Here is a 21110-nt window from a genome sequence, read left to right on the forward strand (position 1 = left end):
TATCAGCTCCTTTGCAAATCCATCTGTTTACAGAATGTAAGCGGTGCAGAGTAAAGCTGTTCTGAGATTGCTGGATTCGTTAATAAAATCGTTTTATGTCCAGGTTTTGAATTCGTATCTAGCACCCAAACAGAGCCATCCTTTGCGACACCAATATCAATGCCTAATTCAAATAACGGACCAAAACTTTGTTCAAGTGTTTGCGGGAGATGTGTCACAATCGTTTCGATATCTTCAAGCAAGAGTTGCCGTTTTTTTCGGTCAACCGTTCGCAGAAAATTTTCGAATTTTTCGACGGTGCCGCCGCCATGTAGATTTGAAATGATATACCCTTCGATCCCTTTACGAATCCCCCGGCCTAGTTCTTGCCAATTGTTGTTTTCCGTTTTTTGCATGAATATGCGAATATCAAACGGACGCATTTCTTCGTCATGAAGCGGCAAATATTCTTGAACTAAGTAGGAATGGACGTTTAAAAGTTGTGTTAACCATTTTTTTAGATCGTCCTTTTTTGAAAATATTTTCCGAATGATTTTTTTATGACGGGCAGTTATAAGTTCAATTTTTCTTCCTTTCATGGAAAGAGCAATAATGCCTCTTCCTTGGGCGCCATTTTCTGGTTTCAAAATAATTTTTTTATGTTTTTTTAACACATTGAAAATATCGTCCGCACTTTCTGCTTTTATTGTTTCAGGAATATAATACTTTAGGATCGGATGGGAAGAGAGTTCGTTGTAAATTTTCCACTTGTTCGGAAGGCCATGGCCGATGAAAAAAATATCTTTCCGATTTTTCATCCATTGGACGATGGGACCGTATTTTTTTAGTACATCTTCTGAAGAATAAAAACAGCGGTCGTAAATATATGTTGGAATTGGAAAAATAGAATGATCCCAGTTCTCTGTTTCTGGATTGTATTTTTTTCCGTGAACAAGTTCGGTTTTTGGATCAATATCTGCAGGAGAAAAGCAAAAAACTTCAAAACCGAACAGCCTTCCTTTTTTCGCAATTTGTGTAAAGTATTCACGCTCAATATTTTTGTTTAAAGTTAAACAGCCAAAAGTAAGCATTGACTAGAACCTCCTTATACTTTCCAACCTGAAAGACTGTGGCAGTAGTTAATAATTGCTTTTGCTGAAGGTCTAATTTTAGGAAATATACTTTCAGGATCATGGTTTTTAGAAGGCTTTGTATTGATTTCGATAAGCCAAGGCTTCCCGTCTTTATCAAGCCCGATATCAACGCCTAGCTCTCCATAGATGCCTTCTGTATTTATATCAATCGTATTGACCGCTTCAAGCGCAAGTTCTTTTAGCAGTTGTTCAATTTGCTTCATCATCTTTCGATCAAAATGGTTTTGCAAAACTTCATTTAATTTGAATATTTCACCGCCTCTGGCAACATTCGATACAAATCCATGATTGGCACTTACCCGGGCTACCATTGAGGTGACCATCCACTCTGTATCACTTTTGCGATGGCAAAGAATGCGAAAATCGAGAGGCCGCCCTTCATAAAGGAAAAGATCGATGCCTTGTTGAATAATATATCGCTGTGTTTGCAATCGGGGCTTTATAGCTTCATATAAATGTTGAATAGTAGAATATTCTTTTGCAATATCACCTGAGAATGTTGAGTAATCTAGAAGAAAATGATCTTCTTTACTTGAAATTTTAAAAATGTTTTTGCCAAGACTCCCATGGACTGGTTTCAGAAATAATTGGGGATATTTATAAACCATTTCTTCAATCGTTCTTTTCCCATTTAAAAGTTTTGTTTCCGGTAAATACGGTAATAAATGTTCATAGTTGGACAAAACGTCATAAACATGCCATTTATGCAAATATCTTTCATTAAAATAAGGAATCCCGTTTTTTTTCAACATCGAAAAAAATTCCAATGCTTCTTTCGAGCGCTCCTTTAGTCTGGAATGAATGCGATTATGAACAACATGAGGGGTTGGCAGTTTCGCTTCAATCCAGCTTTTTGCCTCGTTTGAATACATAAAACCATTTACATGGGTTTGTTTAAAATTTTCCATTGTAAAAACGTATATAAATAGGTGCAGCTCTTTTGCGTAAGTTTGCATTTCATCTATAAATGTATGAATCGTACCAAAGCTATTATGATGGATTCGATCGGTTAAAATACCGATAAAAGGACCAAGTTCCCATATTCCTTGAGCTTCATCAATTTTTAAAGATATAGAAAAGCGTTCATTCGGTAAGAATAAGTATTCGAGAATAGAAGGAGAACATCGGATGATATCATTTTCTTGTACCCGCGATTCATGTATAATACAATCGGTAAAACGGCTTCCGCTTTTCAATATGACTTTTTGTCCATTTGTCACATTTGTTTGCTTCATGAAATTAGAACTAATTATAATAGTAGGATGAGAAGGAAAATCTTCACTTTCTTGCTCCTTAGGTACAATTTCTATGTTGAATATTTTTTTCATTATGAACCCTCACATCGCCCATAGGCACTCGCTGATATCGTAGCATATGAAAACTTCATCATTAGTGTGAGGAATTAAGGAAGGTTGTTAGTTGGAATGGATGTAATTTTGATGATTTTTATTATGGGAATAATCGGTGCATTGATCGGAGGTGTGACGAATCATCTTGCGATCAAAATGCTTTTTAGGCCTCTTCAACCGATTTATTTTTTGGGAAAGCGCCTGCCGTTTACGCCGGGACTTATCCCGAGACGGCGCAAAGATTTAGCCATATCCCTCGGACGCACGGTTGTGGACCATTTGCTTACAGCTGAAGGAATCCGAAAAAAACTGCATGAACCGGCGTTTGTAAATGAAATGGAATTATGGGCTAAATCAGAAGCAGGAAAATTTTTAGAAAGTGAAAAAACTGTTTCGCAATTTTTAGAACAATTTGGAATCACAGATGTTGAAAACAAAGTGAAAGAGAAAATTGAAACCTTTATTGAGGAAAAATACGAAGAGTTAATTGGACAAGCTAGATCAAAAACATTGGGGGAAACTTTGCCGAAAGAGCTGCTTGAAAAAATCGATTCACAAATTCCACAGTTTTCCGCATACATATTAAAGAAAGGAATCGATTACTTTGAAAGCGATGAAGGCCGCAATCGCTTGCGTACAATGATTCAAGATTTTTTAGATAATCTCGGTTCTTTAGGCAGCATGGTGCAAATGTTCATCAGCTATGATTCGTTGATTAACATGATCCATCCTGAGCTCATGAAATTTTTAAAACATAAAGGGACTGAAAATTTATTGACTCAACTAATTGACAATGAATGGAAAAAGGTAAAAAATTGGCCGGTTAGCAAAGTTGAAGAAAAAATTGGCCGTGAGAATCTGCTCGCATTTTTAAAGAAAAATATAACGGATCAGCTGCCTTACAAAAAATGGTTATCTTCTTCTATTAAAGAACTAACAGTACCATTTAAAGACAAAATCGTGGAAACATGGATTCCGAAAGCTGTAAAAATGATGGTAGACTTCGTTGATGACCGAATTGAAGACATGATGGAAAAGCTGCATGTATCTGAAATTGTACGCAAACAAGTGGAAGCATTCCCTGTTGAACGATTAGAAGTAATCGTACTGTCCATTTCGAGACGGGAATTTAAAATGATTACGTATTTAGGGGCTTTGCTTGGTGGATTGATCGGCATCGTTCAAGGACTTATCGTCTTTATCATCGGTTAATGGTTTTAGGCTTGTGCCACATATTGAACTTACTGGAGGGACAAAAATGGCAAATGTATATGATGCCGCTTATAATTTAGAGAAGGCAATTCGAGAGTCCGATGACTATAAAAATTTAAAGCAGTTCTATGAAAATGTGATGAATGATGAAACATCCAAGCGTTTATTTAATGAATTTCGCGAAACCCAATTTCAATTGCAGCAAAAGCAAATGATGGGGGAAGACTTAACAGATGCTGATGTGCAAAAAGCACAGATGCAATTTTCGCTCATTCAACAAAACGAAGCGATTTCCAAATTAATACAAGCCGAAGAACGTATGGGGATGATTTTGAGCGATTTAAATAGAGTCATGATGAAACCGTTGGAAGACCTATATGGCATGCCAGGCGGTTTCCAATAAAAATATCATTGTTTAGAATAAGGACGCCTTTTTGGTCGAATTTTTGACAGAAGGCGTCTTTTTATTTTGAATTCTTGAATTTCAATAATTTTGCATGCTTTTCAAGAGCTTGTCCTAAAAATACAGTACCTTGTAATTATGAACTTAATAAATAGTTTGACTTATAAATGAAAAATCCTGATAGGATTAGTAGTGTTACTGGTACTATCTAAACTTTGGTAATAAGTGAAAGTGGTTTGACTGTTAATTGGGATAGCTCAAAAAATATATAAGTAACAATGCGTATGCAGTTGTTTTGTCCATGCCGTTTAAAATAGCGTTTTCAGTATGGATGGACAACCTTAATTTAGTTCTAATTAAGTCTTTCAGTTCATAGGCATATCATAAAGCGGAACTTGCATGTACATCGTTACATAAGGAGCAAGTTACGCCAGACACCTCAAAACTAAGGGGGGCTTTTATGATATACCGGTTACTTGCAATAAACATTGATGGCACATTATTAAAATCCAATGGGAAATTATCAAGGGAAACGAAAGAGGCGATTGAATATGTCCGAAATAAAGACGTCTACATTACGTTAGTCACAAGCCGAAATTTTCCTTCTGCTAAAAAGGTTGCGAAAGCATTAAAATTGGACAGTTACTTAATTACCCATAGCGGTGCTTTCATTGCAAAAACTTTAGATGAGCCTTTATTTGAAAGCAGATTTACAGAAGAAAAAACGTTTAATATCGTTCAAGTGCTTGAAACCTACAACTGTTCGATTCGCCTCGTACATGAACGTTTTTCGATCGGAAACCGAGTGAAACAAAAAGGAAACTTAATGGGTAAAATTATTGCTAATTCTAATGACCCGCTTTTCTATCCAATCCAGTTTGTCCAAAGCTTAAGCGATCAGCTTGTTGATTTCCCGGTAGCCGCACCAAAAATAGAAGTTTATTTTTCAACGAAAGAGGAAATGTTGGAAGTTAAAGATATAATTAGCAAATCATTCCCAGAAGTAAATATTGTTGAAGCATATGATGTCATGTTTGAAATTACCCCTGGTGTTGCATCGAAAGAGCAAGGACTTCGAAGGCTTTCTGATCATCTTGGTATTGCGCTTGAAGAGACGGTCGTGATTGCCGATTCGATGAGCGATATTCCGATGATTGCAGCGGCAGGATTGGGTGTAGCGATGTGGAATTCTCCGTTTGAAGTAAAAAAAGCTGCAGATTGGGTCACAAGATCGAACGACCATGATGGTGTTGCTTATATGATTAAAGAACATTTTCGGAAACAACAACGGATCGAATTTTTACGAAAAATCACGAAACAATAATAAAATCTCATAAGGCGCTGTCTGGAAAGTCAATATTTTTTCTCTTACTTTTCAGACAGCTCTATTTTTGCCTCAAGTCAAGAGTTGTTTGTCACCAACGCGCAAAATTCCGATTATACATTTTTAAATTTAGATTGCCCCAAAACTTTCCTCCCATTTCCACTTTTTTCGAAGCCCAAAAACTAGTACACATCCCTCAACCGAAGGAGAAAAATGATAATGAAACAATGAATTTCTTAATAAGCCTTTACCTTTTTTTAACTTTCAAAAATTTGCTTTTTTTGTTTGACCGTCTTATCAATGTTCAGTAAACTTGAAGCAGTGTGAATTTTTTAGTTTGTTATAAAAGCAGGTGAAAATTCAATTGAATATCCTGATTAAAGGATTAGATGAAACATTTGAATACCAGTTGCAGCTCATTGCAAACTTATTTTTCGAACAATGCACGCTCAACGTGAATGAATTGGATCAACCGGACTTAATCGGGTTTTTCACGATAAATGACGACGAAAAGATTGTCGTTTCAACGAAATTGGTGGATTTAAAAACAGACCAAGAGTACATCATCCATCATGAGAAAAAGAGCCAATTTACATCCGGTACAAAAGAATGGGAGAAAGAAAGAAGACATGCTGCTAGTTATGCTTTTTTATCAGCGCTCCAACAGTTAACCGGCATTGTTCAAAAATGGGGAACATTAACAGGCATTCGTCCGACGAAATTACTTCACAACCAATTAAAGCAAAAGATTACAAAAGAAGAAGCCCATTCGTTTTTAAAAACGAACTATATGATTCATCAGGAAAAAATCGATCTTATGCAAACGATAGTAGATACTCAGCTCCGTGCGATTCCTGATCTTTTTTCACTTCAAGATGAAGTCAGCATTTATATTGGAATTCCGTATTGTCCGACGAAATGTGCGTACTGCACGTTTCCAGCCTACGCGATTCAAGGAAGGCAAAGTTCTGTTTCTTCGTTTTTAAGCGGCCTCCATTATGAAATTCGTGAAATTGGAAAATGGTTGAAAGAAAACGGGATTAACATAACAACCGTTTATTTTGGCGGAGGAACACCGACAAGCATCACTGCTGAGGAAATGGATGTTCTTTATGATGAATTGTACAATGCTTTTCCAAATATGGAAAGTGTCCGCGAAGTGACTGTCGAAGCAGGTCGTCCGGATACGATTACAGTGGACAAGCTAAACGTTCTGAAAAAGTGGAACATTGACCGGATCAGCATCAACCCGCAATCGTATATTCAAGAAACGTTAAAAGCGATTGGGCGCCATCATACGGTGGAAGAAACGGTTGAAAAATTTAAACTCGCACGAGAGATGGGCATGAACAATATAAATATGGATTTAATTATCGGTCTTCCTGGAGAAGGGCTTAAGGAATTCGAATACACATTAAGTGAAACAGAAAAGCTCATGCCGGAATCGCTCACCATTCATACTCTTTCATTTAAACGGGCTTCAGAAATGACACAAAATAAAGAGAAATATAAAGTAGCAGACCGCCTGGAAGTTGAGCGCATGATGAATTTAGCATCCAAGTGGACGAAAGATAACAACTACACCCCGTATTATTTGTACAGGCAAAAAAATATATTAGGTAATCTGGAAAATATCGGTTACTCACAGCCTGGCCGTGAAAGTTTATACAATATTATCATCATGGAAGAGCAGCAGACGATCATCGGACTAGGCTGCGGCGCTGCCAGCAAATTGGTTCATCCTGAAACGAGAAAAATTACGAGATTTGCAAACCCGAAAGATCCAAAAACTTATAATGAGCGATTTATGCATTATACAACAGAAAAAATAAGATTGTTGACAGAGCTGTATAAACGAAAAATGTAGGAAGAATTACAATATTTATTCGTGATTTTTCAAAAATAAAAAAGGAATTATTTCTTTAATGAGGAATAAATCAAGTAGTGAAAATCCGCATCGGCGTTGACTGAAAAATAATTTAAGGAGTGTTCGGAATGTCCCAATCTGTTAAATTAACGGTGGATGGGTGTATAGCCACATTACAATTGAATCGTCCTGATTGTTTAAATGCGATGGATATCGAAATGCTGCAAAGCCTGTTAGAAAAACTGAAAGAAGTTGGAAATCTTGATGCTCCAATTTTAATTATTACGGGAAATGAAAAAGTTTTTTCATCTGGCGGAGATCTTCAAGCTTTATTACAAGACACAGACGAAGATAGTTTTGACCGGGCAATGAATATCATTAATGAAATGACAATGACTCTTTATACTTTGCCAAAATTAGTGATTAGCGCTATTTCAGGGCCTGCTGAAGGACTTGGATTCAGTTTCGCATTAGCAGCCGATTATGTGATCGCTGACAAAAGTGCGAGACTTTGCATGAATTATATTAACATCGGTTTAATCCCAGATGGTGGCGGGCATTTCTTCTTGAAACAAAGAATAGGAGAAAGAAGAGCGAAGGAAGTTATTTGGGAAGGAAAAATATATCAACCGGAAGAGGCATTGAATATCGGATTCATCAATGAAGTGACAGAGGAGCAAGCATACAGTCGAGCGAAAGCAAAAGCTGATGAATGGTTGAAAAAGCCAATTGGAGCGATGATTAAAACGAAAAAAATAATGGCTGACAGCAGCCGTCAGCATTTATTGGAAATTTTAAGAATGGAAAAACTAGGTCAAATTAAAATGAGAGAATCGCTTGATCATAAAGAAGGGCTTCAAGCAATGCTTGAAAAAAGAACACTAGAGTATTCAGGGAATTAATTGGAGAAGAAAAAAATAGGGTAGGAGTGGGAGTTGTGAGAGCAACTCCCTAATTTTTTGAAATGAATGTTATGAATGAAATAATAACAATTTGCCAGATGGTGAAACACAGCGATGGGTTTTTTCTAAATATTGCTGTTCACTTAGTTTTGCTTCCGCGATTTGTTTTGCTTCATTGTCGTTTTGCGCATCGAATCGTTCTTCCAAGAGCTTTTCTCCATTTTTCTCAAACACAGTTAATACATACTGCTTCATGAAAGCCCCTCCTTTATGACAATTCAAAAAATTCTTTCTATGTAAATGATAAAGTAAATGAATAAGATTGGCAAAAGAAAAGAGCGCTAAAGGTTGCGCTCTTTCTAAGGTTATTCTTTTTTGAACTGTTGATTTGTGTTTGATTGAAAAGCTTGTTCTACCAATTCTTTATGCTGTCCAGGGTTCATTTTTCCTCTAACACTAGCTGCGGCTTTCGCATTTTTACTTGGATTTGCTTTTATTTTAGCCATCGTTTTACCTCCTATGTGAAATGGGTGCAAAGATCAGTTTTCTATGTTAAGGCAGCGCCTCTTCTTGATAGCATGTCCTAAATTTGCGGAGTTATGATATTACGATCACTCGTTCGCTGTGGTAAAATAAGGGTAAGTATCAAGTAGAAAGATGTGGTTTCATGGAAAAAATAAAATTTATTCATGCAGCAGACCTGCATTTGGACAGTCCGTTCAAAGGTTTAAATCGTTTGCCAAAACCTTTATTTGACAAATTGAAAGAAAGTACATTTATTTCTTTTTTTAATATGATTGAAATTGCGCTTCGTGAACAAGTTGATTTTGTATGTATTGCTGGTGACTTGTTTGATGAAGAAATGCGAAGTTTAAAAGCGCAAATTAGTTTGCGGAATGGTTTTGAAAAATTAGCTCAAAGCGGAATTTCCGTTTTTGTCGTGCATGGAAATCATGATCATTTGGGTGGAAGTTGGGCACAACTTTCATGGCCGGAAAATGTTTATTTTTTTCCGAACCATGTAGAAGTCATGCCATTTATAAAAAATGGGAAAAAACTTGCTCATATTTATGGGTTTAGTTATGGAAAGCGTCAAGTAACTGAAAATATGGTCAAATATTATGAAAAGAAAGAAGGCGCCCCATACCATATCGCGATGTTGCATGGCAACTTGCAAGGTAAAGTAGATCACGATCCATACGCACCGTTTACGGTTTCTGAATTGGTCGATAAAAATTTCGATTATTGGGCGCTTGGACATATTCATAAGCAGCAAATATTACATAAAAATCCTTACATCGTTTATCCGGGCAATCTTCAAGGGAGACACTCGAAAGAAAGCGGAGAAAAAGGCTGTTTTATTGTTGAAATGGACAATGTCCATACAAATTGCCGGTTTGTTCCATGTGCATCTGTCGTTTGGGAAGAGTGGAAAATATCCATTGACAACTTTTCTACAATCGATGAATTTATTCGAGACGTCCATCGTAAGAAAGAAACATATCGTAATAGCGACAATGGAAGAAGGAACGCAACGATTTTAACGATTGAATTGTGCGACTCAGGTGCAATTTATAAAGAACTCCAAGACGAATCTTTATTAAAAGAATTGTGTGATATTTTGAATGAAGGCGAAGATGTTGAAGAACATTCCATTTGGATAGGAGCTATTCGCAACGAAACAACTGAGCAGTATGATCGTCAAATTTTAAAAAGTGAATCTCATTTTATTGGCGATTTAATCAAACGGATTGATGAATACGGAGACAATCAATATGAAGAAGCTCTAGCACAACTGTTAGAAAATCGAAAAGCAAGTATTTATTTAGAAGCGTTAAAAGATGATAAACAAGAAGTTTTGCAGCAAGCAGAACGGCTGCTCTTCAATGAATTATTAAAAGAAATGTAAGCGGTATGCGAGGTGATCGAACGTTATGCACATCCAATCACTCCATTTATACGGTTTTGGAAAATTTGAAAATACAGTCATAGAAATTGATTCTTCCCGTCCTTTAGCAGTTTTTTATGGCCAAAATGAAGCGGGCAAATCAACAATAATGGCATTCATCCATGCAATTTTTTTCGGTTTTCCAACAAGAAATCAAAATGAAAACCGTTATGAACCGAAAACAGGTGCAAAATTTGGAGGAAAAATTACGCTCATGCTACCTGATAGACAAGTTTTAACAATCGAACGGGTAGCTGGCCGATCGGGCGGTGAAGTGGCTGTCTATGATGAAAAAGGAAATGTTTACGGTGAAGAAATGTTGCAATCTTTGTTTCGAGGGATAGACCGAAATCTTTATCAAGCCGTTTTTTCATTTGGGATGAAAGGTTTGCAGTCGATTGAAAAAATAACAGCGTCGGATTTGAGTCATTATTTGTTTGCAGCAGGAGCGACAGGCGGTGAAACGCTCTTTGAACTTGAAAAAAAATTATCGAAAAAGTTGGAGGAACTATATAAACCAAAAGGCCGAAGTCCTCTTCTAAATGAAAAACTAACAGAATTAGAAGCACTCCGCAACCAATTAAAAAATTGGGATGGAAAAATAGAACAATACAATCAACTTGTGGCAGAAAAAGATGAATTAACGAAAAGAGCAATGGAACTAGAAGAAAAAACAAGCGAATTGCAAAGGCTTGTAAAAGAATATGAGAAAAAGCTAATGTTAAAACCTCATGTTGAAGAGCGCAGAAAATGGCAGATTAAGATGAAAAAAATCGGTGATTATGAACCTTTTCCTGTTAATGGCCTTGAGAGATTGCGTGAATTGCAGCATGAACTGAGACCATTAAAAAGCCAAGAGCAATTATTAAAAGAAAAAATGGCATCACTGAAAGAAGAGCTTCAGTCAATGGAAGTATGTAAGGAAATTCTTGCTCTTGAGCCGAAATTACGCACCTTAAAGGAAAAAGAAAAATTGTATGAAACGAAGCTCATTGAAAAAGAAAAAATTGAATTGTCTCTAAAAGTTGAACAAAAAGAGATTGATAGCCTTTTTGAAAAATTGGGACCGAACCTTTCAGAAGAAAAAATTCGTGAAGTTGATACAAGTATAGCCTCAAAAGAACGTCTAAAACAACTAACAGCGAAATTAGATCGATTGTTAGAACAAAAAAAATTGTTAGATGAACAATTTAATAAAACAAAAGCAGACCTTGAATTGGCAGAAAAAACAGTGGAAACAGTAAAGCGGGAACATGAAAAAGTACGAAAAAATTCTTTGGTTGTTGTGGTCCTAATGGCAGCAGTCATTGCTGCTCTTTTTAGCTTTTCGTTTATGAATGATCAAACTTTATTATTAATTGCATGTATCATTGTTGCTGGTGGATTTTTCATTTATCAATTTATGATGAATAGTGGAAAAAACCAGAAACTTGTAAAAGAGCAAACGGTATTTAAGCAAAAAGAAAAAATGTTTGAAGAAACCGTCAAGCAATTTGAAAAATGGGAAGTCGAGTATCGTAGAGCTGAACAAGAATTGTCTGCTTTTTGTGTAAACAATCATTTACCTAAAAATTGGAGTTCTTCTCTCATTGCCAATGCTTTTGATACGATTGAAGAATTGAAACGAAGAATTCGAGCGAAGGAGCATTTACTGCAAGAATTAAAACTGTTAGAAAATGCAATATCCGCTTTTGTTGAGGAAGTTAAAGAGTTAACAGAAATTTTTCAAATAAAAGTCGATTCCGCTCCCGATGCACTTCATCGAATGATGGAAATTGCGGAAGCTGAACGTGAAAAAGAAAGGCAATTGTCCCAACTTCATTCTAAACGTGAAGAATATAGCGAAGAAGAATCGTTATTAAAGCAAAAAATTTTATATATTGAATCTGAAATTCGCGGTCTTTTTTCATCTGCTCATGTAGACGATGAAGATGCGTTCCGATGGAAAGGCGCAAATTATGAAGAATATCTTCTTGTAAAAGGGAAACTAGAGGAGCTTAATAGTTATCTTCAATCTGTATTAAAAGCCGGTGAGGAGCATTACATAGATGAAATCGAAAACGAAAGCCTTGATTATGAAACAATGATTGAAAAAATAGATGAAAAAATTCATGAATATACTTTGGAATTGAAGCGAATTCACTCAAGACGGGCGGAAGTTGTTCTTGAAATTAAGAATTTAGAAGAAGGAACAGCCCACTCTGAACTTGTGCACCGTTTTGAAGCATTGAAAGATGAGTTTCAAAAAAATGCAAAACAGTGGGCTGTCTATAAAGTTGCGAAAGATTTAATTGAACGGACCAAATCGTATTACCGAAAAGTGCGGCTGCCGCAAGTGATTGAAACGGCGCAAAACTATTTTTCTTTTTTAACCTTTGAAACATATCCGATCATTTATGCACCAACGGAACAAAACGGTTTTGTTGTTGAACGAAACGACGGCATTCGTTTTATGCCTCAGGAATTGAGCCAAGCAACAACAGAACAGCTTTATTTATCGCTGCGCCTGTCTTTGGCTCATCGTTTTGATACAGAAAGAGCTTTGCCGCTATTAATTGATGATAGTTTTGTAAATTTTGATATCGAAAGAGCAAAGCGGGCTATTCAACTCATCCGGAATATATCAGAAGAGCGGCAAATTTTATTTTTTACATGCCATCAACATCTTGTGGATCTTTTTAATCAGGAGGAAATGATTCCTCTCCAATCAACTATTTAATTTTCTCTGTATTTTCATAGCGGCTGTCGAGAAAATCTACGAAATGGATAATATAGCCTTCCATCGTTTGCGGGCTTTTCACACAAGATCCCCATTCCGGCAAGCCGTGATGACAGAGGATGCAATGATGCATATGGTGAATATCTTCCAAAGAAATTTTAATATTCTCGGTTTCTATAATTTTTGTAAGGAGCAAAACACCATAAGGTATATGGCCAACCATGACTCCGAGTTCATCCATTGTAATGCCGGTCGCTTTTCGATTTTCTACTGAAGAGTGATCGGCTGTTGGAAATAGAAATTTAAAATCTTCAAATGTTTTACCGGCATGGTGGTATTCTAAGAGTTTGCCGATATCATGAAAAAGAATACTTACCATTAACAAATCATAATTTGGATGTTGCCCTTTATGTTTTGCCATTCCAAAAACAATCGAATACAGATGATCGATCGTATCTTTCCAAGTAAATGGACGGGAATTCCCCCCGGGATTATCTGACATTAAATCAGACCAAAGCTCATCTTTATGTGCTTTTTCAATACGGTGGATGAGTTTTAAAATTGCTTGGAAAGGATTATCTTCAAATTTAACAATAAAGCGTGCGATTCGCATGAGACCGACGGTATGTTTAAGGAGCCCGCCTAAGTAATTATGATGATGCCCTTTTGCCGCAGGCCGAATTCTAAATTGATCCCAAAACCGGTCCATGGCGGCAAGGGCAATTTCTTTAAACGGTGATTTTAGCTCAAAAAGATAGCTAAACAGTTCAACGGTTAATGCTTCGATATTTTGTTTTGTACAAGCGATCAGTGAAAAAGGATCTATATCACCTTCAGAAGGCTTGATTCGATGTATCGTAATCGACTTATGGCCACGGTAATCTTCAACTCTCCCGCTTACTTGAAATAACGTGTGCTCTTCAAAAAGCGGCAAATATCTTTCTAGAGCGCCGTCATTATCCCACATTTTAGCATTTACAACACCAATATTATTGCTGAATTTCATCTTTAAATATTGTTTATCTGTTTTTGTTTTTTCAACTGTATATTCATTTAAAAGAAGTTGGACATTGACATCACTTCCGCGAACTTCTTCTTCAATATTAAAATCATTTCTTCCTTCCGCCCAGACAGGAGGGGGATATTTGCTTAAAATAGCTGCCTGTTCTTCTTCTGTAATATTTATTTTCACAGGAATAAAATCATAAAAGTACGTTTTTACAAATTCCATGGACGTCCTCCGTAATAAACAATTGGTTATACGTAATTATAACGCAAATGAAAGTTGTTTTGTTATGAATTGCATTTTCATCTTTGGAGAATAAATACATTTCTTCATCATATTTTATAGTAAAGCTTGTCTTTTAAAGGTGCGTCTATTTAATCCAAAAGGGGGGAACCTAATGCTTTCATTGCCATTATGGGTTTATTTCGTTATTGCAGGAATTATTTTCAGCGCATTTATGCTCATAAAAACTGCGAAAGAAGAGAGGGACATTGATATGGAATTTATAGAAAAAGAAGGCGAAATTTATATTAAGAGGATGGAAGCTGAAAGGGAACGTAGAAAAAAGGCAAAAGCGGCAGCAAACAAAACAAACTGAAAAGGGTTGTCTATCTTTTCAAAAAAGCAAAAAAAACATCGAATGGAGAATCGCTAAGCTCTCCACTCGATGTGTTTCTTTTTTTCTGAAATTCGGGGGCAGAAGCCCAAAATTTCAGTGGCTATCCAACTGGCAGCCTTATTCTTGTAGGAAGTCGAAAGTTCTTTTTAAATCCTCATCTTTTACTTTGACGTTTGCAGCTTTTAACTCTTCTTTAATTTTTTCTTGGACAACGGTTGGATCTTCAGCAGCTTTTTCATCTGCTAGCTGTCTTTTTATTTCTTCTTTCATTTCTTCATATGGCAATAATTCTTTTTTGTCCGTCAACTTAATAATGTGGTATCCAAATTCAGTTTTAACTAGATCGCTTATTTCTCCAACGTTCAGCTTATAAGCGGCCTCTTCAAAAGGTTTAGTCATAACGCCTGTACCGAAAAACCCTAGGTCACCGCCATTTGCGGCTGAACCAGGATCTTCGGAATACTCTTTGGCAAGCTTTGCAAAATCTTCTCCGTTTTTAACTTTTTGTAAAACTTCTTTTGCTAATTTTTCATCTTTAATTAAAATATGACTTGCCTTAATTTCCGGTTTCATCTCTTCATATTTCTTTTTGATTTCTGCTTCAGGAATATCAAAATAAGAAGCAAGTGCTTTATCTTGGACTAACTGAATACGAACGGTTTCCTTTAGAGCTTCATCATCTTGGATGCCGTTAGAAGCAAGGAAGAAGTCAAACTGGTCACCATATTTTTCTTTAAGATCTTTGATTTCTGCCTCTACTTCTTCATCAGTGACTGGATATTTTTTAGAAAGAATTTGATCAAGAACTAACTGGTGAAGGACAATTTGTCCATATTGCTTTTTAAGTTCTTCATATAAATCATTTTGGGTAATTGTTCCGGCAGATGTTTCGGCAACAATTTCCGAACCTCCACTATTTCCGCTGCAGCCGGCTAAGCCGACAATTGCAGCAGCTGCTGTGACAGATAAAATCAATTTTTTCATTTAAAATCGGCAAGGGATTCTGTTTCTACTGCGCGAAAGACGCAGAGACTTGCGGGGAATTGTTATCAGATACGGATGGGTGTTTAATTCAAGAAATTTTTACATAATTTCATGTATCTGAAACGTCTACCTTGCCTCCTCCTTTCTAGCATTTTGATTACAAATAATGGGTAAAACGGATTCTTGAATAGGAACCGTTTTTAATTATTAGCCTTTTTTCATTCATAGACAGGGTTCTATAATGAGTAAAAATTAAGATGCAAGTCCTGCTTTTAATCGCCAAAAATGGAACACTCGAAGTTACTATATCATATTTTTCCTTTGTATAAAACAAATAATAAGCAAAAGCCCATTCGTCCACATCGGCATTTGCATAGAATAGTGTAAAGTCTACAAGGAGGTGTGGATGTAATGGGTAAACCATTTCACCATGGTAATAGCTTTACTTTAATTGTTGTATTATTCATTTTATTAATTATTGTTGGTGCTGCTTGGTGCTAATACAATCACAGGGGAAAAGGCCGGCATAAAAATATGAAACATATAAATGAAAACAAGGCTTCCGTTTATGCAGGAAGCCTTGTTCAATATACATAAAGGATTTCAATATATGTTGAGATGAGTAAAATTGTAATAAGAACATTAATTGTTCGGAAAACATAAGGTTGGCGGTCTTCAGGAATCTCTTTTTCCAAACACATCGTATTTGTCATGGAATTAATAAGATATAAAAAGAAAACTGCAAATAAAATAAAAGGAAATGTCATGTTCTTGAGATTCCTCCTTAAAAAAACAATACAAAATTAAAAAACTTACATGTACATAACAATATCAAAAAATACAATAAAAAGATAGCAATAATTAATAGAAGGGTTGTCCAACCAATCACTGATTGCGATATAGTTTAGGAAGCAGATGATAGACTTACCTTTAGCCGTGATAATTTCTTTGGATTAAAATATCAATGGAATTTTTATTATGTTCGATCACGCATTTTTTCGGTGCTTTTAGTAATATTTTTACAAAAATAATGTCAGTGACAGATAATCCAATATTGATAGCTGCAAGAATTAATAGATAATGCATGTACATTGGAATAAAATAACTGCAAAAAATTAAAGGACATGTTATAAAAATAGTTGGTCCTAGCATTGACCAAATTATTACATTTTTAGAAATCGAATGAGTAAATTCAAATTTAATAAAAGAAAAAATGTTTATTTTACCTTTTTTGCCTGCTAACCAAATGGGTATCATATGAGAAATGCCATGAATAGGAAGTAACAATACAATGCAAAATAAAAATAAATGGAAATAATTATCGTTAAGTTGAACGTTTTTATTTATAATACTAAATGGAACATACAAGATTATAAAGGATGAAAGCATTGTAAGAATGGAAACGGTGATCAATCTCGAATTACCTAAATCTCGAGATAGATTAATTGTTTTCCAACAATACATGAAGGACACCTCTTAAAAATATGAAAAAATATATATCTTTCGTATACTTCATTTAATTTATTATGACTCATTGGAAAAATCAATACTTCATTTGCAATTATCATTGCTATAATTTCAATAGTGAGGAAGAATAAGGAAATGGAAGAAATAGAGAAACGATTAAAAAAGATAGAATATTACCAGCGTTTGTTGTTGGAAATGATGCGGGGCCACCGTTTTCCTCTACACGAGTTGATTATGAGAAAAGACTTAACAGAAGAAGATGTGGAGGAATTTTTTAGCTTATGTGAAGAATTAAATCATAAATGGAAACAACAAAAAGAGGAGGGGTTTGTTTATTTTTCACCACTCCTCAATGAATTCATGGAAAAACTAAATCCAAAATTGGAACCTATAGAGACAATCGATGCATGTTTAGGACAAAATGTCTTTCGTCCTTTAATGGAAGTCTTAAAAAATACGTTAGATTCAATTGTTAAATAACATTAAAAATTAACTGGTTCTTTATCGGCATCTTGAGGTGCACTTGCAATATCTTTTTTAATGAGTCGGCCATTTTCTTCCATAATTTCTTGATTTAAGTTTTCGAATGATCTTTCGAATATTTGCATGAAATCATCGCCGTAAATATTACGAACGATGCACATGAATTCAACCATTTCTGGAAACTTTCCATAAAGATCCCTAAGCGGTAGAGCTGCCCGATACGCATCATACTTAACAGGATCGTAAGTTTCCATTAATTGCAATAAAATTTGTTCCCCTTCTTCCGTTAACTCGACATACGTATTACGCTTATCATCTTCTTTTTTTGAGAATTTTAAATAGCCGCGTTCTTCTAATTTTTTGGAAAAATTAAAAGCTGTCGAAACGTGCATCACACCAAATTTTGCAATTTCCGAAATGGATGCTCCTTTTAAATGATAGGCGATCCAAAGAATATGATGTTCATTAATATTAAGATCAAACGGTTTGATCCATTGCTGCCAATCTTTTTCTATAGACTTCCATAACGCTTTGCTAAGTTGGGCAATTTTTTGGCTGAATAAAATGGCCTCTTTCATTGGATATTGGTTGTCTCTGTTCATTCCTACTCACCTACTTTCAAAAAAAGTTTTCTAGTAATCTAATTTTATTATTCTATTATGCCAAGAATTAAAAAAAAGATAAAGAGAATTTTTTGCTTAAATTCTGAAAATTATTTAAATTATTTTGCAGATTTGCTACATTTTTCAAAAAGAAAAAGCTTTCTTTATGTTATTAATTATATTTGATTAGGGAAAGTTTTAAAGTTTTATTTTTTTACCATTTTTTCTAATTGTTCCAATGTTGATTCGATATTTTTTAATTCATCATAAATTTTTGCTTTGTTCGGTTCGATGTCTTTTTTCCATGCTTCAATCGATGTTTGAATATCTTTCGTAACATCTTTTAGGATCGATGCACTTTCTTTAGAAACTTCAATGATTTGATTTTTAACTTCGTTAGATTCTGTTTTTAAGGTTATAAGAGCATCTTTTACTTTTTGGCTATTGGCATATAGTGTACGTTTTAAGTCTTGACCGCTTTTTGGTGCTGTTAAAAGAGCAATTGTTGAGCCGGCGATGCCTCCAACAAGAATGCCGAAAAGCAGTGATTTTGTTTTCATTGTAAACTTCAACTCCTTGAAAGACGTTACTGTCCAATTACAAAAAATGTCTTGCACCACGAGAGATGATGCAAGACATTTTCTTTTTAGCCTTTAAAGCTATTACTTTCGGGTGCTGTAATTTTGGACCGTTTCAAAATTGCTTGGACAATTGGATAAATAACAATCATAACGATTGTATTGACCGCTCCAGCAGGCAATACAACAGTTGTAAATAAAGCTGTGAAAGAAGCGCCGCCAGGCAAACCGAACAGAATTAGAGCTGATCCAAGAAAGACCGTTCCACTAATAATTGTGCCGATTGCTGTTAGTACCGCAGCACTTACAACTGATTGATTAAATTTCCTAATGGCCAAAAACAGTCCGAAGAATATTAAGGCTGTGATTGGTTTATCAATCATATTCGCTATTTGTCCGCCTGGAAACCCAGTTGTTAACGCGGATACAATCCCGGTTCCGATTGCTAAAACAATAACATTTTTTATATTTGGGAATAACATAATCCCTAAAAACATCATTGTTAATAGCATATCTGGCTTCATTCCGAATAAGATTGGCGGAACAACAGCGTGCAGCACAGCACCAATACCTACTAACATTGCTAAAGAAACTAGCACTTTCGTATTCATTTCTCATCTCTCCTCAACTACACTATTCTTTCCAACAGTGTCCTCGTGACCTGTTGCGAAAGTATTATTGAATATTATATCAGAGAATTATTAATATTTAAAGAGCACTATTATTAATGTTTTTCTTTAAATGAAATCATATAATCGCGTAAAGCTTCGCATGCTTCAAGTGGTACCGCATTGTAAATAGATGCGCGGCATCCGCCGACAGAACGGTGTCCGTTAAGGCCGACAAAACCTGCTTCTTTCGCTCCTGCTAAAAATTCTTTTGTAAGTTCTTCATTAGGTAATGTAAATGTTACATTCATGAAGGAACGGCTGCCAGGGAGCGCATGGGCATTGTAGAAGCCGTTGCTTTCGTCAATAACATTGTACAAAATGGAAGCTTTTTGTTCGTTCCGCTTTTGAACTTCGTTTACACCACCGATTTCTTTTACCCAATTTAATACGAGTGACAACATGTAAATGCTAAAAGTTGGCGGTGTGTTATAAAGTGAATTGCTGTCAGCATGTGTTTTGTAATTGAGCATTGTTGGCAAGTTTTCAGGAATTCGTTCCAACAAATCTTTTCTCAAAATAACAGCTGTTACCCCAGATGGGCCAAGATTTTTTTGTGCACCGGCATAAATTAATGCAAATTTTTCAATATCAATCGGACGGCTCAAAATATCGCTGGACATATCAGCAATTAAATCAACGTTCTCGAAAGAAGGGAAGTCCTGCCACTGTGTACCGAAAATTGTATTATTGGACGTAATATGCAAATAAGCCGCATTTTCACTAAGTTGAATCTCGTCAAAGTTTGGAATGGAGCGATAGTTAGATTCTTTCGTAGAAGCGGCAATATGAGTTTGACCTACTTTTTTCGCTTCTTTTAAAGCTTTTTCTGACCAAGAACCTGTTAATACATAGTTAGCAATTTGCCCTTCTGCTAAGAAATTCATTGGTACCATTGAAAATTGAAGGCTGGCGCCGCCTTGTAAAAATAGCACATCATAATTTTCAGGAATGTTTAATAATTCACAAAGTAATGCCTTTGCTTCTTGGTGGACAGCATCGTACTCCTTGCTGCGGTGGCTAAGCTCCATGACGGACATGCCAGATCCTTTAAAGTCGATCAGTTCTGCTTGTGCTTTTTCGAGTACTTCAAGCGGCAAAGCAGATGGGCCAGCGTTAAAGTTATAAGCTCGTTTCAAAGTAAAATCCTCCTCAATCGTTATTCTCGTTTTTAATAATACTATCCTATCACGTTTTCGATTTTTATCGTATAAATTTTTTTTAATTCGACGAACTTTCTGATATTAAATAAAAAATACGGTAGTCAGGGGACTACCAAAAAGGGTTGCTTAAACGATTCCACTCGCGATTGTTTCAGCTAAATTTTGCAAATCTTCTCTTGTGTAATTGTTTGCATTTGATTTCCAAACTGCACCATAGCCATCGCCTTTCCCATAACGAGGAATCAAATGCAAGTGTAAGTGAAATACTTCTTGACCTGCTTTTCTGCCGGAATTTGAAACAAGATTTAAATCTTCAATATGTAATTGACTTTTCATAGCATTTACAATTTTAGGCACAACTGAAAAAAGCTTTTCAGCACTTTCTTGCGGCAAATCAAAAAGGTTTTCATAATGAGCTTTAGGAATGACTAATGTATGCCCTTTTGTAATTTGAGAAATATCTAAAAATGCCAATACATGTTCATCTTCATAAACTTTCGAAGCTGGAATTTCCCCATTAATAATTTTGCAAAAAATGCAGTCTGACAATTTAATCCAACCTTTCCAATGAAAATTTTTCTAGTTTTTATTATAGCGAAATTAGCAATTTAAAATCAAAAAAGAACATGTGTACTCTTGCAATTTTGATTGGGGGTTTGCATTCTGTGTTGCATGTGCAGCTC

At 35.6% G+C, this 21110-nt stretch carries 23 protein-coding genes; 10 read left to right on the forward strand and 13 right to left on the reverse strand.

Translation table 11 applies throughout. The annotated features are described in order from the left end of the window. Positions 1-2 precede the first annotated feature (2 nt). Both HR057_RS09475 and HR057_RS09480 read right to left on the reverse strand, forming a co-directional pair. Positions 3-1070 carry a YheC/YheD family endospore coat-associated protein gene (locus HR057_RS09475; protein WP_173731185.1) on the reverse strand — a complete coding sequence of 356 codons (1068 nt, stop codon included), beginning with the start codon at positions 1068-1070 and terminating at the stop codon, positions 3-5. A 14-nt stretch (positions 1071-1084) separates the two neighbouring features. Continuing rightward, positions 1085-2461, reverse strand: coding sequence for a YheC/YheD family endospore coat-associated protein (locus tag HR057_RS09480; RefSeq protein WP_173731186.1), 1377 nt, complete (start codon positions 2459-2461; stop codon positions 1085-1087). Positions 2462-2557: 96 nt separating this feature from the next. Between HR057_RS09480 and HR057_RS09485 the strand changes: the two genes are divergently transcribed. From HR057_RS09485 to HR057_RS09505, 5 genes are all read left to right on the forward strand, one after another. Then, positions 2558-3694 carry a DUF445 domain-containing protein gene (locus tag HR057_RS09485; protein ID WP_173731187.1) on the forward strand — a complete coding sequence of 379 codons (1137 nt, stop codon included), beginning with the start codon at positions 2558-2560 and terminating at the stop codon, positions 3692-3694. Between the two features lie 46 nt (positions 3695-3740). Beyond that, positions 3741-4097, forward strand: a complete 357-nt coding sequence (locus tag HR057_RS09490) for a YlbF family regulator (protein ID WP_173731188.1) — start codon at positions 3741-3743, stop codon at positions 4095-4097. A 460-nt stretch (positions 4098-4557) separates the two neighbouring features. Further along, on the forward strand, positions 4558-5421 hold the full coding sequence (locus tag HR057_RS09495; protein WP_173731189.1) for a Cof-type HAD-IIB family hydrolase: 864 nt from the start codon (positions 4558-4560) through the stop codon (positions 5419-5421). Between the two features lie 364 nt (positions 5422-5785). Then, positions 5786-7288 (forward strand): coproporphyrinogen III oxidase, encoded by a 1503-nt coding sequence (locus HR057_RS09500; RefSeq protein ID WP_173731190.1) that lies wholly within the window; start codon positions 5786-5788, stop codon positions 7286-7288. Positions 7289-7416: 128 nt separating this feature from the next. Beyond that, entirely contained in the window at positions 7417-8190 is a 774-nt protein-coding gene (locus tag HR057_RS09505; protein WP_173731191.1) for an enoyl-CoA hydratase, read from the forward strand. Between the two features lie 69 nt (positions 8191-8259). Here HR057_RS09505 and HR057_RS09510 read toward each other — a convergent pair whose 3' ends face one another. Together HR057_RS09510 and HR057_RS09515 are read right to left on the reverse strand one after the other, a co-directional pair. Then, positions 8260-8445: a YhzD family protein gene (locus HR057_RS09510; protein ID WP_173731192.1), complete on the reverse strand. Its 186-nt coding sequence runs from the start codon at positions 8443-8445 to the stop codon at positions 8260-8262. A 110-nt stretch (positions 8446-8555) separates the two neighbouring features. Continuing rightward, complete coding sequence (locus tag HR057_RS09515) at positions 8556-8696, reverse strand: YuzL family protein (RefSeq protein WP_173731193.1); 141 nt, start codon at positions 8694-8696, stop codon at positions 8556-8558. A 161-nt stretch (positions 8697-8857) separates the two neighbouring features. Here HR057_RS09515 and HR057_RS09520 point away from each other — a divergent pair, with 161 nt between their 5' ends. Continuing rightward, positions 8858-10099 (forward strand): metallophosphoesterase family protein, encoded by a 1242-nt coding sequence (locus HR057_RS09520; RefSeq protein ID WP_173731194.1) that lies wholly within the window; start codon positions 8858-8860, stop codon positions 10097-10099. A gap of 25 nt (positions 10100-10124) precedes the next feature. Next, positions 10125-12857 carry an ATP-binding protein gene (locus HR057_RS09525; protein WP_173731195.1) on the forward strand — a complete coding sequence of 911 codons (2733 nt, stop codon included), beginning with the start codon at positions 10125-10127 and terminating at the stop codon, positions 12855-12857. Here HR057_RS09525 and HR057_RS09530 read toward each other — a convergent pair. Beyond that, entirely contained in the window at positions 12850-14088 is a 1239-nt protein-coding gene (locus HR057_RS09530) for a hydrolase (RefSeq protein ID WP_173731196.1), read from the reverse strand. The two genes, HR057_RS09525 and HR057_RS09530, sit on opposite strands and share 8 nt — an antisense overlap. 172 nt (positions 14089-14260) lie before the next feature. Here HR057_RS09530 and HR057_RS09535 point away from each other — a divergent pair, with 172 nt between their 5' ends. Beyond that, entirely contained in the window at positions 14261-14461 is a 201-nt protein-coding gene (locus HR057_RS09535) for a sporulation YhaL family protein (protein WP_173731197.1), read from the forward strand. A gap of 138 nt (positions 14462-14599) precedes the next feature. Here HR057_RS09535 and HR057_RS09540 read toward each other — a convergent pair whose 3' ends face one another. Beyond that, positions 14600-15466, reverse strand: a complete 867-nt coding sequence (locus tag HR057_RS09540) for a peptidylprolyl isomerase (protein WP_173731198.1) — start codon at positions 15464-15466, stop codon at positions 14600-14602. Positions 15467-15877: 411 nt separating this feature from the next. Here HR057_RS09540 and HR057_RS09545 point away from each other — a divergent pair, with 411 nt between their 5' ends. Continuing rightward, positions 15878-15967, forward strand: a complete 90-nt coding sequence (locus HR057_RS09545; protein ID WP_173731199.1) for a YjcZ family sporulation protein — start codon at positions 15878-15880, stop codon at positions 15965-15967. Between the two features lie 83 nt (positions 15968-16050). Here the strand turns inward: HR057_RS09545 and HR057_RS09550 are convergent, their stop codons facing one another. Beyond that, positions 16051-16233 carry a hypothetical protein gene (locus HR057_RS09550; protein WP_173731200.1) on the reverse strand — a complete coding sequence of 61 codons (183 nt, stop codon included), beginning with the start codon at positions 16231-16233 and terminating at the stop codon, positions 16051-16053. 163 nt (positions 16234-16396) lie between these two features. Continuing rightward, the gene (locus tag HR057_RS09555; RefSeq protein WP_173731201.1) at positions 16397-16930 is read right to left on the reverse strand and encodes a DUF3267 domain-containing protein; all 534 of its coding nucleotides are present in this window, start codon (positions 16928-16930) and stop codon (positions 16397-16399) included. Positions 16931-17068: 138 nt separating this feature from the next. Here HR057_RS09555 and HR057_RS09560 point away from each other — a divergent pair, with 138 nt between their 5' ends. Beyond that, entirely contained in the window at positions 17069-17413 is a 345-nt protein-coding gene (locus tag HR057_RS09560; protein WP_173731202.1) for a DUF1878 family protein, read from the forward strand. Positions 17414-17415: 2 nt separating this feature from the next. Here HR057_RS09560 and HR057_RS09565 read toward each other — a convergent pair whose 3' ends face one another. The 5 genes from HR057_RS09565 to HR057_RS09585 form a co-directional block, all read right to left on the reverse strand. Further along, positions 17416-18018, reverse strand: a complete 603-nt coding sequence (locus HR057_RS09565) for an HTH-type transcriptional regulator Hpr (protein ID WP_173731203.1) — start codon at positions 18016-18018, stop codon at positions 17416-17418. Positions 18019-18224: 206 nt separating this feature from the next. Further along, complete coding sequence (locus HR057_RS09570; RefSeq protein WP_173731204.1) at positions 18225-18578, reverse strand: YtxH domain-containing protein; 354 nt, start codon at positions 18576-18578, stop codon at positions 18225-18227. A gap of 86 nt (positions 18579-18664) precedes the next feature. Then, positions 18665-19207 carry a tryptophan transporter gene (locus tag HR057_RS09575; RefSeq protein WP_173731205.1) on the reverse strand — a complete coding sequence of 181 codons (543 nt, stop codon included), beginning with the start codon at positions 19205-19207 and terminating at the stop codon, positions 18665-18667. A 113-nt stretch (positions 19208-19320) separates the two neighbouring features. Continuing rightward, positions 19321-20403, reverse strand: coding sequence for a 3-phosphoserine/phosphohydroxythreonine transaminase (gene serC / locus HR057_RS09580; RefSeq protein ID WP_173731206.1), 1083 nt, complete (start codon positions 20401-20403; stop codon positions 19321-19323). Positions 20404-20553: 150 nt separating this feature from the next. Next, positions 20554-20976, reverse strand: a complete 423-nt coding sequence (locus HR057_RS09585; RefSeq protein ID WP_173731207.1) for an HIT family protein — start codon at positions 20974-20976, stop codon at positions 20554-20556. Positions 20977-21110 lie beyond the last annotated feature (134 nt).

Source organism: Calidifontibacillus erzurumensis (assembly GCF_013303125.1).
Taxonomy (GTDB): Bacteria; Bacillota; Bacilli; order Bacillales; family Bacillaceae_J; genus Calidifontibacillus; species Calidifontibacillus erzurumensis.